12 protein-coding genes are annotated in these 16,471 nt (G+C 43.2%); 1 reads left to right on the top strand and 11 read right to left on the bottom strand.

Translation table 11 applies throughout. The features are described from left to right. Positions 1-2: 2 nt before the first annotated feature. The 6 genes from ACRD7A_RS02550 to ACRD7A_RS02575 form a co-directional block, all read right to left on the bottom strand. Positions 3-1,085 (bottom strand): 3-methyl-2-oxobutanoate dehydrogenase subunit VorB, encoded by a 1,083-nt coding sequence (locus tag ACRD7A_RS02550; RefSeq protein WP_430809780.1) that lies wholly within the window; start codon positions 1,083-1,085, stop codon positions 3-5. Between the two features lie 31 nt (positions 1,086-1,116). Continuing rightward, positions 1,117-1,353, bottom strand: coding sequence for a 4Fe-4S dicluster domain-containing protein (locus ACRD7A_RS02555; protein ID WP_430809781.1), 237 nt, complete (start codon positions 1,351-1,353; stop codon positions 1,117-1,119). Between the two features lie 128 nt (positions 1,354-1,481). Next, positions 1,482-2,801, bottom strand: coding sequence for an aminotransferase class I/II-fold pyridoxal phosphate-dependent enzyme (locus tag ACRD7A_RS02560; protein WP_430809782.1), 1,320 nt, complete (start codon positions 2,799-2,801; stop codon positions 1,482-1,484). Positions 2,802-2,893: 92 nt separating this feature from the next. Beyond that, entirely contained in the window at positions 2,894-3,418 is a 525-nt protein-coding gene (locus ACRD7A_RS02565) for a flavodoxin (protein WP_430809783.1), read from the bottom strand. Positions 3,419-3,483: 65 nt separating this feature from the next. Further along, positions 3,484-4,194, bottom strand: a complete 711-nt coding sequence (locus ACRD7A_RS02570) for a hypothetical protein (protein ID WP_430809784.1) — start codon at positions 4,192-4,194, stop codon at positions 3,484-3,486. 297 nt (positions 4,195-4,491) lie between these two features. Continuing rightward, a complete protein-coding gene (locus tag ACRD7A_RS02575) occupies positions 4,492-6,549 on the bottom strand; it encodes an acetate--CoA ligase family protein (RefSeq protein WP_430809785.1) in 2,058 nt (685 codons plus the stop codon). Between the two features lie 248 nt (positions 6,550-6,797). On the opposite strand from ACRD7A_RS02575, the gene hydE reads away from it, so the two are divergent. After that, complete coding sequence (gene hydE, locus ACRD7A_RS02580) at positions 6,798-7,892, top strand: [FeFe] hydrogenase H-cluster radical SAM maturase HydE (RefSeq protein WP_430809786.1); 1,095 nt, start codon at positions 6,798-6,800, stop codon at positions 7,890-7,892. A 170-nt stretch (positions 7,893-8,062) separates the two neighbouring features. On the opposite strand, the gene ACRD7A_RS02585 is transcribed toward hydE, so the two are convergent. The 5 genes from ACRD7A_RS02585 to ACRD7A_RS02605 all read right to left on the bottom strand — a co-directional run bounded on the left by ACRD7A_RS02585 (position 8,063) and on the right by ACRD7A_RS02605 (position 16,465). Beyond that, positions 8,063-9,328: a DEAD/DEAH box helicase gene (locus ACRD7A_RS02585; protein ID WP_430809787.1), complete on the bottom strand. Its 1,266-nt coding sequence runs from the start codon at positions 9,326-9,328 to the stop codon at positions 8,063-8,065. A gap of 297 nt (positions 9,329-9,625) precedes the next feature. Further along, positions 9,626-10,747 carry an SGNH/GDSL hydrolase family protein gene (locus ACRD7A_RS02590; RefSeq protein WP_430809788.1) on the bottom strand — a complete coding sequence of 374 codons (1,122 nt, stop codon included), beginning with the start codon at positions 10,745-10,747 and terminating at the stop codon, positions 9,626-9,628. Positions 10,748-10,941: 194 nt separating this feature from the next. Beyond that, complete coding sequence (locus ACRD7A_RS02595; protein ID WP_430809789.1) at positions 10,942-13,728, bottom strand: glycoside hydrolase family 10-like protein; 2,787 nt, start codon at positions 13,726-13,728, stop codon at positions 10,942-10,944. A 223-nt stretch (positions 13,729-13,951) separates the two neighbouring features. Then, entirely contained in the window at positions 13,952-15,550 is a 1,599-nt protein-coding gene (locus ACRD7A_RS02600) for a PKD domain-containing protein (RefSeq protein WP_430809790.1), read from the bottom strand. A gap of 66 nt (positions 15,551-15,616) precedes the next feature. Then, entirely contained in the window at positions 15,617-16,465 is an 849-nt protein-coding gene (locus ACRD7A_RS02605; protein ID WP_430809791.1) for a hypothetical protein, read from the bottom strand. Positions 16,466-16,471 lie beyond the last annotated feature (6 nt).

Genomic DNA, 16,471 nt, shown 5'->3' on the forward strand with positions numbered 1-16,471 from the left:
GCTTATCCTCCAATTAATTTTTGCTCCAAGGCTTCCACCACTTCACCGGGTGAATGCACGGCACCACCAAAACGACCAAAATGCTCGACGGGCACAGCTCCGTTAACAGCTAGTTTTACATCTTCAACCATTTGACCGGCGCTCATCTCCACCGATAGCATACCTTTTACCTGCTTAGCATATTTCTGCAATTGCTCTACCGGGAATGGATATAAAGTAATGGGACGTAACATCCCCACCTTAATGCCCTTCTCGCGGGCCAGCTCAACGGATTTTTGACAAATACGTGCACTTGAGCCATAGGCAATAATCAGATATTCGGCATCCTCGCACAGTACCTCTTCAAACAGCACCTCGCTGGCTTCGACCTGCTGATATTTATTTTGCAACTTATGGTTAAAGGCCTCCTGTACCGAAGATTCGAGTTGCACAGAGGTAATGATATTACGGCCACGATCCTTTTTCTTACCGGTGGTAGCCCAAGGATGGTTTTCCTCGATATACTCACTGGTCCATCGTGGTTTAAACTCTTTTAACTCTACTTTCTCCATCATCTGGCCAATTACACCATCTGACAGAATCATAACAGGATTACGATATTTAAAGGCCAAGTCAAAGGCTGTCTCTACAAAATCGGCCATTTCCTGCACGGAAGCCGGGGCTAAGGTGATTAACTTATAATCGCCATGTCCGCCCCCTTTCACCGACTGGAAATAATCGGACTGAGCCGGCTGTATCGTACCCAGTCCAGGGCCTCCACGCACCACATTAACCACCACGCAGGGCAACTCGGCACCAGCCAGATAAGTTAAGCCTTCCTGCATCAAACTCACACCCGGACTTGATGAAGAAGTCATTACGCGCTTGCCGCAACCGGCACCGCCATATACCATATTAATTGATGCTATTTCACTTTCGGCCTGCAGTACAACCATCCCGGTCGTCTCCCAGGGCTTCTCGGCCATCAGCGTTTCCATCACCTCCGATTGCGGAGTAATGGGGTAACCGAAGTAACCATCCACACCAGCACGGATAGCGGCTTCAGCAATCGCCTCATTGCCTTTCATTAATTTCAGTTCTCTCATCTGTAACTAAATTTCCTTTATGAGTTTTACATTAAGCAGTTGCACCTGCCTTAGCGCGATAAACAGTGATACAAGTGTCGGGACAAACAATCCCGCAATTAGCACAACCAATGCAGTTGTCAGGATGCGCCATGTAGGCATAATGATATCCTTTGCCATTAACTTCGGCAGCTAATTCTATTACTTTTGTGGGACAAGCAGTTACACAAACGCCACAGCCTTTGCATTTTACCTCGTCAACCACAATTGCACCTTTTGCTTTTGCCATATTATTGAGTCTTTATTAGTTGTTACAAATTTATACTTATCCTTCGATTTTCTATATGACGACCATCAGTATTCACTTGTTTATAAAGGATATAAACAAGCTTACAACTTATCACCAATTACCTGAAACTATGGATTATCCGCATGAAAAGCTTCCAGTCGTTTACGAAGATCATCGAAGCGCTCAGGGCCTGTTTGAGACACACAAGCACGCAAGCCATCCTGCTGACTACCAGTCTTTCCCAGGGTAATAGCACTAATGCCATAATAAAGCAGCTTTTCAAGCAATTGACCGCCTTTTAAATTTTTATACGATACCGTAAAGTAAAAACCATCAGCAAGGGGCTGATCAATATCCTTATCGTAGGTAAGATGAAAGCCATTCTCCAAAAATAAACTTTTCATCACCCTACCCCGCTCCTGATACGCTTTTACATCAGCCAGAAAGTTAAACTGCCCGTCGTTGGCCGCCTTAAGCAAGGCTGCCAATGCATATTGCGCCGAATGACAAGTACCTGACGACAATGCATAGAGCACACGGGTCACCAGCACCTGACCATAGGCTGCCACACCAAAGCGCTCCTTCAGATGATCGTAACGCCGCTTATACAATGCATTTGACATACACGTAATGCTAATGCGCTGCCCGGCGTAACTAAAAGCCTTGGAACTGGAGATTAGTAAGACGTAATTATCGGTATAGTTCCCTACGGACACCTGATAGGGCGCCTCAAAAGGCTTGGACAAATCCTGCCTGAAATCCATGGCGAAATAGGCCAGGTCTTCAATCACCACCACATCGTATTGGGTGGCCAGCTCACCGATTATCTTTAATTCGAGCTCGGTAAAACACACCCAACTGGGGTTATTGGGATTGGAGTATATTACCGCAGCAATTTTTCCGCTTTTGAAATACGCTTCCAGTTTATCGCGCAAGGCCTCTCCCCGGTAGTTATATACATCAAAGGAGTCGTATTGATACCCCAGCACATCGAGCTGCTGCTTCTGCACCGGAAAACCCGGATCGATAAAAAGCAACGTATCCCGCTCTTTATGAAGCTGACCGCACACCAGGAAATTGGCATAGGAGCCCTGCATGGAACCCACTGTAGGCACGCAACATTCGGGTGCGATATCCAGATTCAGAAAGGCTTTGACAAAACGACTGGCCTCTTCCTTCAGTGGCTTAATACCATCCAGCATCGGATACTTTGATGCCACTCCTTTTTTGAGGGCCTCAATTTCGGCATTGGTGGCAATATGGGACGGCTCAAGGCCGGGAACGCCCATTTCCATACGAATAAATTGCTCACCACTCTCCTCTTCAATATCGTTCACTATGGAAACAACCTCGCGGATTGTGGCCTGGTTCAAATCCTCAATTTGATATTTGCTTAACACCCGATCAACAATGCCTGCGTCGATGGGCGTGTTTCTATTTGCTTGCATGGGACTTTTCTTTAAACAGTTGTAAACTCAGCCGCAAGGCCTAAAATTGAAAAGGGCAATACGCAAGTATCACCCTTTCCTGATGTTTATCTTTAAAAGCCAAACTCTTTAACAAGTCCTTCGATCCACTTATCGAGACGCTCACCCGTCTTATCGGCTTCGTTATCTTCATCCAGCGGAAGACCGAGGAACTGACCCTCTTTAATACCCTCCGACTCCTCGTATGTATAGCCTTCCGTAGCACAAAAGCCCAATACCTCAGCACCGGTATTTTCCAAGCGCTCATACATCCAGCCCAAGGCATCAACAAAATGCTGCGGATACTGAACGTGATCACCCAAACCATACATGGCCACCTTTTTACCCTGCCATTTCACCTTATCAAAATGGGTGACAAACACATCCCAATCGGTGTCTTTATGCTCGGAGTTCCAATTGATCTTACCAATGGTAGACATCCCAAAAATTAATTTATCGAAGCGCTCAAGAGCAGCCTCATCGGTTTTCTTAACCGGTATCAGCTCCACCTTATCGGCACCCAGTTTATCTTGGATCAGGCGTGCCACTTTTTCCACACTGCCCAATTCTGGACCATAAAAAACACCAATTTTTGACATAGTAAATCTTTTAACAATAGGTTTATGTAAGTTCAAATATGCTTTTTTTACCCGATATATGCAAGCTACTGCTTGCCTGTACCGCCCTTATTCCCTGCGATGGCAAGCAACACACCCAATACAATACCCAACAAGGCAGCAAATAGCACACGATATTCTGCAGGCATTAAAAAAGTAAAGGTGTGAGCGGGAATCCAAAAGAAGGGAATCGTTTTTTTAAATACAAAATGCCATTGCTTGTGCCAATCCATATCCTTGAGAATAGCACCAAAAGCAATGGGTTTTACTAGGCATTGTAAACGGCCTCCATGTTGAATAATATGAGTGTCGGTAATGCGATGCAAAGTCATCATAAGGGGTGCGTAAATTAGATTCATAGCTACACTAATACTCAATGCCACATATAATTTAGTCATGGTAAAGGGCTGAGACATCACCTCACGGGCACTTTCCAGACCCATTTTATAAAGAAAAACAGGGACACCGGCAGCAAAGACCACAAAGGCCAGCTTAATAGTGACACCCAACAAGCCCCATATTACCGCCCTTGACAACAGGCCAAACCCCTTTACTGAGTAGCTACCTGAAGCGATGCGTAAACCGATAACCTCACCCAGGGTGGCCAGCACGGCAAACTTTATAAAACTCATAATCAGCGGGTGGTGAAGATTGAATCGCGTGTAGGCATCAAACACGGATGCATTGATAAAGAACGGCAGGAAGAAGATGATCAGCGCTCCGCTAAACAAGATATCGTTTGATAATTGACGATTCATTTTTAAGGATTTTCGACACAGCAAGGCTGTTGTTCTACAATCTGTTATTACCATCCCCAAATTCCATCCTACAAAAACAACAGTATCCCTTATTGAACAATAGTTTCAAGTCACTATCAATCCATAAGTCATTACAAAAATAATAGCTTTTAGAAAGAATATATGATCGTGTATTATGATTTACGTCAAGTTTGACAAAATAGCCATACTACCATCGCAGCCAAGGCATACGTGAACAAAAAAAGCCGACCTTCCTTTGAAGCGCCGACTCTTTCATCATTATCAATACACAAACAGTTAGTTCTGAATCCGCACACGGGCATCCACAGCAATCACCTGATCACCTTCACCCAGGAGCGGATTTATATCCATTTCTTTAATTTCAGGCGCATGAACCAAAAGTGCCGAGAGACGCGCAATCACGTCGGCATATTTATCCTCATTAATACCTTTTTGTCCGCGCACACCTTCTATCATCTTATAACTCTTCAGGTTTTTTATCATTTGCAGTGCCTCGTTATGATTGATGGGTGCCAGCGCCGCACTCACATCTCTGAGCACTTCAATAAAAATGCCTCCCATACCACAAAGCACCATGTGCCCAAATCCTGGCTCATAGGTAGCCCCCACAAACAGCTCCTTACCACTAATCATCGGCTGAATCATAACTCCCGTTGCATCCTTCAAATTCATCATACGCTCAAATTCGGCCTGCAGCTGCGCATCAGAATCAACATTCAGCACTACACCACCCACATCGGATTTGTGCACTGGGCCTACGACCTTCATCACCACCGGATACTGCACCTCGCGCATGGTAGCCAGCAAATCTTCAACACGATCACTTACAAATTCCTTTACCCTTGCCACACCGGCCATATCCAGGAGCTGCTGCACAATCCCCGGGCTTGCATACCCATCAGGCTGTGCTGTTATCAGCTGTCGCAATGCTGCAACATCAATATCATCGGTAACGGGCAGTTCTGAAGGATCAGGGGTCTTATACACTTTGCATAGCGCCTTCCCAAACAAGACCTCATCGGGAAAATTAACATTACCCATACCGATAAAATCCTCAATATCCTCCTTTACATTTACCACAGAAGGCAAGATGGGATAAATAGGCTTCTTACAGCTTCTCATCTTACCATGAAGCACCTTGTACACCTCACCATTATTAAACAAACCGGGGCTACCAAAAATAACCGCCATGGCATCAATACCCTCAAAGTCGTGCTCGCAGGCATCGATGATGTGCCCCAGCTGCTCCGCTGTTCCGGTAGCCAGGAAATCAATGGGATTGGCCACACTCGATCCCGGATACAACTTCTCAAGCAAAGCCTCGGCCTTAGGCCCTTCAATGGCGGGCACGTGAAGCCCTCCGTTGGATAAAGCATCGGTAAGCATTACCGCCGGACCACCTGCATGAGTAATCACCGCAATATTTTTCCCTTTAAGGGGCGACAGCATAAAAACAGCAGCCACATTGGCCAGCTCCTCACGCCCGTGACAACGCACAATACCCGCCTTCTGAAACAAGGCATCCACGGCCAGATCACTGCTTGCCAAGGCGCCCGTATGGCTTGAGGCGGCACGACTACCGGCCTCAGAGTTCCCGGCCTTAACGGCGGCTATGCGGCATCCTTTGCGTATTAGCGAAGCAGCATGCTTCAATAATTTCTGCGGCTTATTTACGCTCTCCAGGTAAAGTAGCTTTATCTTTGAACTCTTTCCTTCTTCATAACTCTCGTCGAGATACTCAAGTACTTCTTCAACCCCCGTCTGAGCACTATTGCCTACCGAGTAAACACTATTAAACTTAAGACCCTTGGCCACACCCGCTTCAATAATAAATACAGCCGTTGCACCGGAGCCAGAGATAAAATCTGCGCCCTGAGGCTCGAGTGCCGGAATGGGCGTCGTAAATACACTACTATGATTGGTATTGAGCATCCCCACACAGTTAGGGCCTATCAGGCAGCCACCCACAGCATTAACCGTTTCCACTACCTGACACTCCAGGGCTGCTCCTTCTTCATTTTCCTCACTAAATCCGGCTGATATAATAATAAATGCCTTGGTACCTTTTTCTTTGGCCAACACCTCTACCGTCTGCGGACAAAACCTGGCCGCAATGGCCAAAACAGCCAAATCAATCTGATCCGGCAAATCAGCCACATCGCGATAAGACGGTAAGCCCTGCACTTCGTCACTCTTTAGATTGGTAACATAGAGCTTGCCCTTATAATTACCATCCACTATGTTTTTGAGAATTTTACCTCCAGGCTTGGTCACATCTTCAGATGCCCCCACCACCACAATACTTTTTGGATTAAGCAGTTGTTCGTTTATCATTAGTATGTCTGTTTTAAATGCCGGCACCTAATTTGTATTTTGGTTATGAAAGAAAATCACACTTTTACATGATGAAAATCATAAGCTCCTAAAACCCACTACTGCACAAGAACATCAACACACCTCATAAACAAGCTACACAAAAAAGGTAACAATTTGTAACTAGCACAAATTTACACGAATGATTAAACTTTCAAACTCCGGGCTTATCTTTTTTTCTTATTTTTAAGCAATCTAAAGAGCCCACAATGAAACATCACGAAACAGATAGCATAATTGATAATCAAATCTTTACAAGAGATAAACTCAGCTACCTACTAGGACTTAGTAATGAGGAGCGGGATTATTTTCTGAGAGCTGTAGGCAAACGATACACGGCACTACTGGGCACTAAGGTTTTTTTCAGAGGTCTTGTTGAGTTTTCTAATTTCTGCACCAAAGACTGCTATTATTGCGGCATACGAAAAAGCAACACACATACAGATCGCTACGACATTGATGATAAAGCCATTGTTGAAGCCGCTGTGTTTGCTCATGAAAACAAATACGGATCGCTGGTATTACAGGCAGGAGAGCGGAGTGATAAGGCTTTTACAGAACGCATAAGTAAACTATTGCAGACCATAAAACAAGCCACTAATGGTGAACTGGGCATCACCCTATCGCTGGGTGAGCAAAGCGCCGAAACCTATCAGGAATGGTTTAATGCCGGCGCCCATCGCTACCTACTACGAATAGAAAGCTCCAAGCCCGAACTGTACTACAAAATACATCCCCGGGATGAAAAACATGATTTCGACCGACGCCTTAACTGCCTGCACACTTTGCAAGACACAGGATATCAGACCGGCACCGGGGTGATGATCGGACTCCCCTTTCAGACCTACGAGGACCTGGCCGATGACCTGCTGTTTTTCAAAGACATGAATATCGACATGGTGGGCATGGGACCCTATATTGAACACAGCGACACACCGCTTTACCAATATCGACATCAGCTATGGCCGCTACAGCGACGATTTGAGGTGGCCTTAAACATGATCGCAACATTGCGCCTACTTATGCCCGATATTAACATAGCCGCGGCCACAGCCCTGCAAGCCATCGATCCCATGGGACGGGAAAAGGCGCTGCGCTATGGTGCCAATGTGATTATGCCCAACATTACTCCCACCCTCCACCGGAAAGACTACAGCCTGTACCAAAATAAACCCTGCACCGATGAGGGTGCCGAGGACTGCGCCAACTGCCTGAGCATGCGTGTGGAGATGGCTGGTCGCCAAGTGGGTTTTGATGAGTGGGGCGATTCGCAGCATTATTTCAAACGCATAAAAAAAGGGTAACAGCCCCAATGCCGTTACCCTAATTTTTTTGCCCACAAATTAATTCTTTACAGAACGATGCTTAACAAGCCTCAACACTGAAAGTGAGTTCTGAAAATTTCATTTTAAAAAGATTTCTTCGAAACGACTCTTTATAAGAACCTTGCAATAGAAAGCCATCCTTAGTAGTACTAACGCTTGCCACGTCGATAATTAGGATTTTGCGCCCCTCGCTTCTTATTACGATTGGCAAAAAACTCCTGCTTCTTACGCTGTTTTTCCTTTTCAAACTCCTTCTTCTCCTCCTTATTCATGGGCTTATCAGTCTGCGGATAAGGATTGTCGCGCACCACCTCAATCTTCTTATTGATCAGCTTCTCAATATCGCGCACATAAGCATTCTCCTCCGGCTCACACAAAGCGATGGCTACCCCTTCTTCGCCGGCTCTTCCACAGCGACCGATGCGATGCACATAAGTCTCCGACTCATTGGGGATATCATAGTTAATGACGTACCGCAACTTATCGATGTCAATACCCCGCGCCGCAATATCAGTAGCTACCAACACCCTGATATTTCCTTCTTTAAAAGCCTTCAAGGCCTTCTGACGCTGATTCTGACTTTTCTCGCCATGAATGGCTGCGCTCTCTATCTTTTTTTGCTTCAGGTTACGCACAATACGGTCGGCACCGTGCTTAGTGCGCGAAAACAAAAGTACCTGATCCATGCTTTCATCCTTAAGGATATGCAATAACAGATTCTTCTTCGTATCCTTATTGGTGGTATAAAGCTTCTGCGTAATGGTTTCGGCCGTTGACGAAACAGGATTGACCGTTACCTTTTTAGGCTTTCGCAATATCTGCTGCGAGAGGGTCAGTATTTTGGGTGGCATGGTCGCCGAGAAGAATAACGACTGACGCTCAGCCGGTAGTTTCGCCAGCAGCTTTTTAATATCATGAATAAATCCCATATCAAGCATGCGATCCGCCTCATCCAACACAAAGTACTGAATATCGCGCAGACTAATTATGCCCTGATCCATCAGGTCGAGCAGACGGCCGGGTGTTGCTACCAACACATCCACCCCTTTGCGCAGGTTACGCACCTGCGAGGTTTGCGGCACACCCCCGAAAATTACAGTATTTCTCACCTGCGTGTATTTACCATACACTGTAAAACTCTCTCCAATCTGAATGGCTAGCTCACGCGTTGGCGTTACCACAAGAGCACGTATCTTGTGCTTGCCCACCGGCGGCTTTTCATAGATCAAATGCTGAATAATGGGAATGGCAAAGGCAGCTGTTTTGCCGGTGCCGGTCTGTGCGCTACCCAACACATCTTCACGGTCGAGCACCAGTGGAATGGCTGCTGCCTGTATGGAGGTGGCTGCAGTATATTTTTCATCCTTTAAGGCCTTGAGAATAGCCGGATGCAACTTCAAATCTTCAAATTTCATACTTTATTTTTCCATTTATAATAACCTAAGCGCAATGGAAACATTGGAAGGATAGGCATCATAACCGCCTGGTGGGCAAAGTGTTTTAAGTAGTTATCATGAACTTTAATACCCGAATGTTCTATATCGCCAAGTGTTGTGCCCCAACGGAACACACCGCAAAAGTACTCAAAAAAAATTAGAGTGCGGAAGACGGCCGACTAAGTTACTTACAAAGAAGATTATGAAATCATCTGATGAATACGTGAAATAGCCCGACATGCACGTAGCCGGGCCTTATGCTACAACTACACGGTATCAATATTTTAATTCCTTAAACTCAACATCATCGTAGTCCCACTGCATCACATTGGCAATAGTTGGAATAACATGCTTTGCCATTTTTAGCTGTCCCCGGTAAGAAGGATGATAATCGGAACCCAGATCGCTTGACTTATTCAACAAGACAGTAGGGATACCGATAAAGAAGATGGCCTTATCGCCTCCAACGAGGCGGCAGTTTTCAACCACCTCTTTTACACTCGAATAAGCAGGTTCATCGAGCATGGGTCCGTTGAGGCAAAAAATAGGAATACTGCCATAGTTTTTTCGTATCCGGCGAATAAATTTCATGTAAGTATCTACAAACACGGCCTTATCGGGACGTAAACCTGTTGAGTAATCATTGGTTCCCAGATTTATCACTACCGCATCGGGTTGCCACTCAGAAAAATCCCACCCTGTGCTTGCATCCATATCCAAAACCTGATGATAACGCTGTGGCATGGTGGCCAAAGTAGTAGATACTTTCTTTTTATCACCATAGTTGCGCACAACACCCAAACCCGAGTGCGCAGTTACATAACACTCCGCATCAAAGGCTCTGCTCACAATAAAGGCATAGGACTTGTTTACATTCTCTGTTTTGGGCAAAAAATCCTCTTCCGGACGCTCTCCTTCGGTGCCATACCCACAGGTAATGGAGTTACCAATAAATTCGATTCGACGCGCACCAAAGGGATTATATACATCCATGCGCTCCTTCCCGCCGATGCGCACTCCTTTGAAAATCGCGGTTCCCATCTCTCCTTCCGTACGCTTTTGAAGGCGACAGGTATGCCAACCATTGCCTTTAATGTTAGCAATGCCATATATAGTATCGTTAGGTGCATGCACAACTTCGTGCAGCTTATCATCGATAAAAACATTAAAGTAATTGCGCGCTCCGCCTTCTATCACAAACGACAGCTGCTTACCTGTAAATTGAAAATATATAGACGTACCAGGCCAATCATATCGTACCGCCTTGGGATTTGTAAAATCGAAGCGCCCCGAATAAACAAAGGCCTTATTATCGGCGTCTACTTGCTTTTGCCCCTGCACACTCATGGCCGAACCAATTAAAATCATTCCAACTATTAAACTTATTAGTACTCGCATAACATTATTTTTTTAAAAAAAGGACCTACCAGCAAGGGGCAAGTCCTAAGATTTAGTAATTATTTAAAACCATGGTATACCCCATTTCGCTGTTAAAATTTTCATCAAAATGCTCATTTACGAGTAGTAACATCGCTTTTCTTCCATTTTCGACTTCAATCTGTTTGCAATTGAGGTTACTTATGACATTCTATTTAATATTTTACTAGCTTAAGGGTTTTGATACCCAATTGCGTTTGCAACATTAATATATATATCCCTCGTGTTAGTTTTGAAGCAGGTATAAAGTACTCGTAATCGCCCGCTGCACGCTGTGAATTATCCAAAACCATTAATTCTACACCATTCAAACCATACACAACCAAACGCACAGATGTTAAACCCGGAACACTAACTTCTACTCTTTCTAAATGATTACTTAATTGAGTTGAACAACTCAACTTCAAAAGATCCTCTATATTATCACCAATGTTTGTGGCACCAATACTAAACGTCCTTATTTCAGACCAGGTTGTATATAAGTTAGCCCCATAGTTAGCTCGAGCACGAAGGTAATACGTCTTAGAACCTAAATCTTCGAATACTCCTTTATATGTAAAAGCTTCAAGGCTTAGCACTTTCAGTCCAATCTCAGGAAAATGAAGCTCCTCACTCAACTCAAGAGTATAAGACGATGCCAGATTACTCCCTTCTATCAAAACCTCTACCGAATTATCTTCGAACACTTCCTTCTCCATCGGCGAAATAATTCGTGGCACATCAGGCACTCCTTCGATCGTTGAAAAGGCAATTACTTCACTCCACCCTGACATCACATCAGAAAAATCACCTTTAACCCTAAGGTAATAAGTTGAGTATGGTAACAACACCTTTTCGGGCATGACTAATGATGCCGCCATTAACCCATTTTTTTCAAATAGAATAGATGTAAAATCACTAGTCTCAGCAATCTGAACGGTATATATACCTCCCATAGTCGCATTATTCCAATTAATAGTTGGTGTTAGTGATACTTCTGTGGCGTTATTAACCGGCGAGCTGATTATAGTCGGTGAGGCATTTGCCATTGTAAACGAGCGAACTTCAGACAACTCATCACCAGCCCCCAACACGCGTGATTTTATGCGCCAATAATATATTTCGCCTACCTTTGGAGCAATCGTTGAAATATCAAATTGCGTTTCCAACAACTCTCGCTTATATAAAATATCTGTAAAAGCCTCATCCTTTGCCACCTCAAGCACATAGCTTATCACTTCTGCACTATTTTGCCATCGAAACAACTTAGCCAATTGCACTTCTTCCTTGTTAACAGGCTCTATTAATTGCGATGGCTGATTACTCCCAATTGTACCATCTAGCAATACTGGTGGATACTCATTACCAAAGCGATCGAGCACCGCAACCGCAAAAACATGTGTCTCTAATAACTCTGTATAAGATGAAAGATCAAAACTTTTTTGATAACTTACACCTAATAAATTTTGCGCACACACTAAATTAGTAACTGTTGATAATTCAGTTTTTGGCAAAGCATAAACAGTATACCTAACATTCGTTTCTGTAGATTCCCACATCAGTTTACCCTCCTCTATACGAAGATTACTTGACAAACTTCTGTCAGCAGCCGACTTCCAATTAATAGCTGGCACCAAAGCCTCGTACTTAAACTCATTTGCTTTAAGGTAATCGACAAAGCCAGCTTTACTAAAATTATCGGTTCGATAAAATACACTACCTGGCGCACCCATTTTATCGGCCTGTCTGTTTACCTGTATCTGCATTCCATATTCAGAAGCCGTATTTTTAAGCTGAGGATTGCTTTTCATTGCCAAATATTCCAACATTGACATACCGTTTAACTCTACAGCAATATCTCTGTTACTTCCCGACTTCAAAACAGTCGAAAATGATTCGGTCTTTAAATTACTTAAACTGTGGCTAACGTATAGATGACGATAAAAAGCATTACACACATCAGACCACCAAGGACTTAACTTATCGTAATCCTGACCTGTACTTGTTGTAGGCCAGTAAATTTGAGGAGATATATAATCGACAGTTCCCGCCTTTAACCACGCCAACGGATCGCAATAAATATCTTTGTATGCATCTAAACCAACTATTCCATCAGGCAGTTTGAAACCGTACTGGGCTGCCACTTTATTATCCGTCGTATAGATGCCAAATGGCGACAATCCGAAAGTAACCCAAGGCTTAACATCCTGAATAGCCCCATACACATCGCTAACCATTTCGTTAATATTAGCTCGTCTCCAATCATGCAAATCCAAGCCTTCAGGTTTGTGTAACCCCTGCGAGTAAGCATCCAAATTATCTGGTGTTCCACCATAAGCATAGAAGTAATCGTCAAATGCAACACCATCCACATCGTAATTGTTTACAACTTCTTTTACGATGTCCACAATACGCTTACGAACCTCAGGGTTTCCTGGATCAAGAATAGCGACATTTTTTTTACCATCTTCTTTATCGGGGTATTCTAACACCCATTTAGGCTCAGTTTTTCTATAATCACCAGCAGCACCTTGATATTTCCCTGCCGATGATTCGAATCGATAGGGGTTGATCCAGGCGTGCAATTCCATTCCTCGCTTATGCGCTTCCTCAATTGCAAAAGCAAGTGGGTCATAACCAGGATCGAGACCTCTTGTTGTAACTAAGTGAGCCGACCATGGCTCATATGACGATTTATACATGGCGTCACACTCCGAGCGCACCTGAAAAAATATCGAATTTATATTCGCTTCTTTCATGTTGTCAAGCAAAGCAATAAGCTCATTCTTTTGCGCAGTAATCTCGCTTTGATTCCCCGTAGAAGACACCTTTGTAGATGGCCAATCTAAGCCCCAAACTGTCGTTAGCCAAGTAGAACGCATCTCCCTTTTGGGCGCCTCAGCATTAGCCTTTGCCAACTGAGAAACTAGTAATACCATTAATATATGTAGAAGTTTATTCATACTTACAACTTTTTATAATTGTTTAATAACCTTTCGATATACGATAGAAAATTCATTACACTATTTGGACAAAACAACCAATGTAAATAAATAACAGAAGGGTGTTGACTAATCATTGTCAACACCCTTTATTTTCGCAGCATCCTACTTAAGTAAGATACAATTTACGGTAATTAAGGTAATATACGTATTGGATTCTTTCATACCCTTAATTAGCCACTGACTATCTCTTAGTATTGTCTATTGCAATACCGTATGCTTCAACTCCTTCAACAAAATACTCAACCTTTGCAGTCGCATCAGTTAAGCTGATACGCTTAATACCTGATTTATGCAGTGGATTTTGATTATAATACTCCTCTGGGTTAACTCCGGCAGGAACTTCCGGTCCGCGGTAAGCCCAATATACATAGCCGTTACCTTGTTCGTCTACATCAACTGCAATACCTGTGATATACAACTTCTCAGTACCAGCCCCTTCACCGTCGCCAGGCGATGCATCAACCACCACTTCATCAGTACCATCTAAATTACTCTTGAACAATTTATAGTCGCCCTCTTTAGCATTTGAGTAGTATATTTTACCATTTACTTTATCAATAGCCATACCTCTAATACTTGAACTTATTGCAATAGCACCTAAACCATCAGCATTAGGATCGCTTCCCGGCATACCCGGAGCACCAATATGCTCTTCTCTAAATCGGAAAATACCTGACCCATTTGAGTTTTTACCATAATAGAAAACATCATCAGCCTTTAAGAAAGGTCCATTTACACGCCCCCAACCGATTCCGTTTCCATAGTACCATAACCATGAGTGGTGAAAATAATGCGAATATTGCTCTGTAGAGAACTTCATATTACGTGTTGATGCAGAAACTTTGTAAACACCAGCATTTCTATCGGTCCAGTAGATAGACTCTCCTTCAACACATCCATAATAGAAATCATTATAAGTATGACCTCCAAAGTTATCAATGACCGTTTCGCGGCGTGAACCATCATGGGTGATGGCAAATATTTCGCCATCACCGGCAGTACCTGCCCCGGCAGTATAACTAGTGTAGGTACCCGCATCAAACACATACAAGTAATCGCCATTAAATTGTAGCGTTAACGGGTGCTTTCCTGAACGGTAACTAAAGTCAAAAGGCTTATTTACCGAAGGATCGACACCTTCAATAATCTTATTAGCGAGAATATTACCTTCTTTAACCGCATAGTACAATGTTTTAACAGGCTTATTGTAGTTCACCTGAACATTTACAGTAACCGGGTCCAGCACCTTCTCACCTACTTGAACAGTAAGGTTAACCACCTGGCTTCCTAATGTTCCAAATACAGCCTTAGGATCTTTAGCTGTTGACATTAATGCATCATCAATCTTATCACCAGTTGTTCCTTCTGGGAATCGCCATTTATAGCTAACGTCGAGTCCCTCCGGATTCATTACAAATACATCAAACAACACCTCTGATTGATTAAAAACAATACTTGCATCATCTGATTTGAAAGATACAATTGGCACGATATCACTAATCATAATCGCTTTAACCAGTTCGTATTTACCTCCATCAACAATCAGCTTCACATTATACGTACCAGGTACTGTGTACTTATGAACAGGATTATCCTCTTGAGACTTACTTCCATCGCCGAAGTGCCATTCGTAGGTTGAACCGACTTGTGATTCGTTTACGAAAGTAATTTCTTCACCAATCACATAATGCAATGACTCTGAATGATAACTAAACTCAACATCTTTAGGCGGAAACGCTTCCACATCAATATCTTGCTCACATGCTGATAGGCAAAGCAACGATGTTACAGCCAGTAAGCTAATACATTTCTTAAAATTTTTCATAATTCAACTTGGATTATAATTTTATAAAACTGTAACCACTTTTTCTTCTGAGAAATTCTCAACACCTAGGCCATTAACCACTCTGAACTTAGACTTTAATTGGTAAGATTTACTATAACCAACAAAGTATTCCATTTTATGAGGGTTATAAATCAACTCTTCAAGAGGTATATCTTTAACCAACTGAGTTAAAACAGGTACAGCCACCTCTTTCATCACCTTAACCTCAATAGTACTTCCTTCATTATCTGGATCAGGAACCTCTTTAACATCGAAATAGGTCTCATACTCTTCGGCAGTTACACTCTGCTGCTTATCAACCAAAAGACCTTTAAGTAAATCATAATCCATCGACTCAAAAAAGCCTACATAGAAGCTTTCAATTACAGAAGCCGGGAAAAAGCGATCGATCTGCTTTTGATCGTATTCCAACATATTATTGATCTGCGAAGATGATAGTGTGTAACTAATCGGAAATGCGTCCTCAATTACATACGAGAAGGTTTCTTTTCTGTAGTTATCAGCACTGTGCTCATAAGCCTCAATCTTTTGAAATTCGCGTGCTAACTCTGCTGAATCAAGCGCAAACACGTAGCCGTTATAATTAGCTGTTAAGCTATATTTCATAGCAGCATGAATAGAATACCAAAGCTCTAAGCTTTCGTACTGATCATCTTCAGACCAGTATTCTGTATAAAACCCAGCTTCAGCACCTGCACTCACATTAGCTACAGGAATCTCCATGTAAACATTAGCTGCTTTCTCACCTGTTTGAACCAAGTCATTGATTGGGTCGTTGATTTCGCAAGACGACAATGACCAAACGGCTGCCAGGCTAAAACCTATATATTTTAATATACTTCTTTTCATTTGAAA

Source organism: Carboxylicivirga longa, assembly GCF_050589825.1.
Taxonomy (GTDB): domain Bacteria; phylum Bacteroidota; class Bacteroidia; order Bacteroidales; family Marinilabiliaceae; genus Carboxylicivirga; species Carboxylicivirga longa.

What these genes read in the sequence shown, in the direction of transcription:
- ACRD7A_RS02550 (WP_430809780.1), bottom strand. Translation starts at nt 1,085, where the DNA reads ATGAGAGAACTGAAATTAATGAAAGGCAATGAGGCGATTGCTGAAGCC.
- ACRD7A_RS02555 (WP_430809781.1), bottom strand. Translation starts at nt 1,353, where the DNA reads ATGGCAAAAGCAAAAGGTGCAATTGTGGTTGACGAGGTAAAATGCAAA.
- ACRD7A_RS02560 (WP_430809782.1), bottom strand. Translation starts at nt 2,801, where the DNA reads ATGCAAGCAAATAGAAACACGCCCATCGACGCAGGCATTGTTGATCGG.
- ACRD7A_RS02565 (WP_430809783.1), bottom strand. Translation starts at nt 3,418, where the DNA reads ATGTCAAAAATTGGTGTTTTTTATGGTCCAGAATTGGGCAGTGTGGAA.
- ACRD7A_RS02570 (WP_430809784.1), bottom strand. Translation starts at nt 4,194, where the DNA reads ATGAATCGTCAATTATCAAACGATATCTTGTTTAGCGGAGCGCTGATC.
- ACRD7A_RS02575 (WP_430809785.1), bottom strand. Translation starts at nt 6,549, where the DNA reads ATGATAAACGAACAACTGCTTAATCCAAAAAGTATTGTGGTGGTGGGG.
- hydE (WP_430809786.1), top strand. Translation starts at nt 6,798, where the DNA reads ATGAAACATCACGAAACAGATAGCATAATTGATAATCAAATCTTTACA.
- ACRD7A_RS02585 (WP_430809787.1), bottom strand. Translation starts at nt 9,328, where the DNA reads ATGAAATTTGAAGATTTGAAGTTGCATCCGGCTATTCTCAAGGCCTTA.
- ACRD7A_RS02590 (WP_430809788.1), bottom strand. Translation starts at nt 10,747, where the DNA reads ATGCGAGTACTAATAAGTTTAATAGTTGGAATGATTTTAATTGGTTCG.
- ACRD7A_RS02595 (WP_430809789.1), bottom strand. Translation starts at nt 13,728, where the DNA reads ATGAATAAACTTCTACATATATTAATGGTATTACTAGTTTCTCAGTTG.
- ACRD7A_RS02605 (WP_430809791.1), bottom strand. Translation starts at nt 16,465, where the DNA reads ATGAAAAGAAGTATATTAAAATATATAGGTTTTAGCCTGGCAGCCGTT.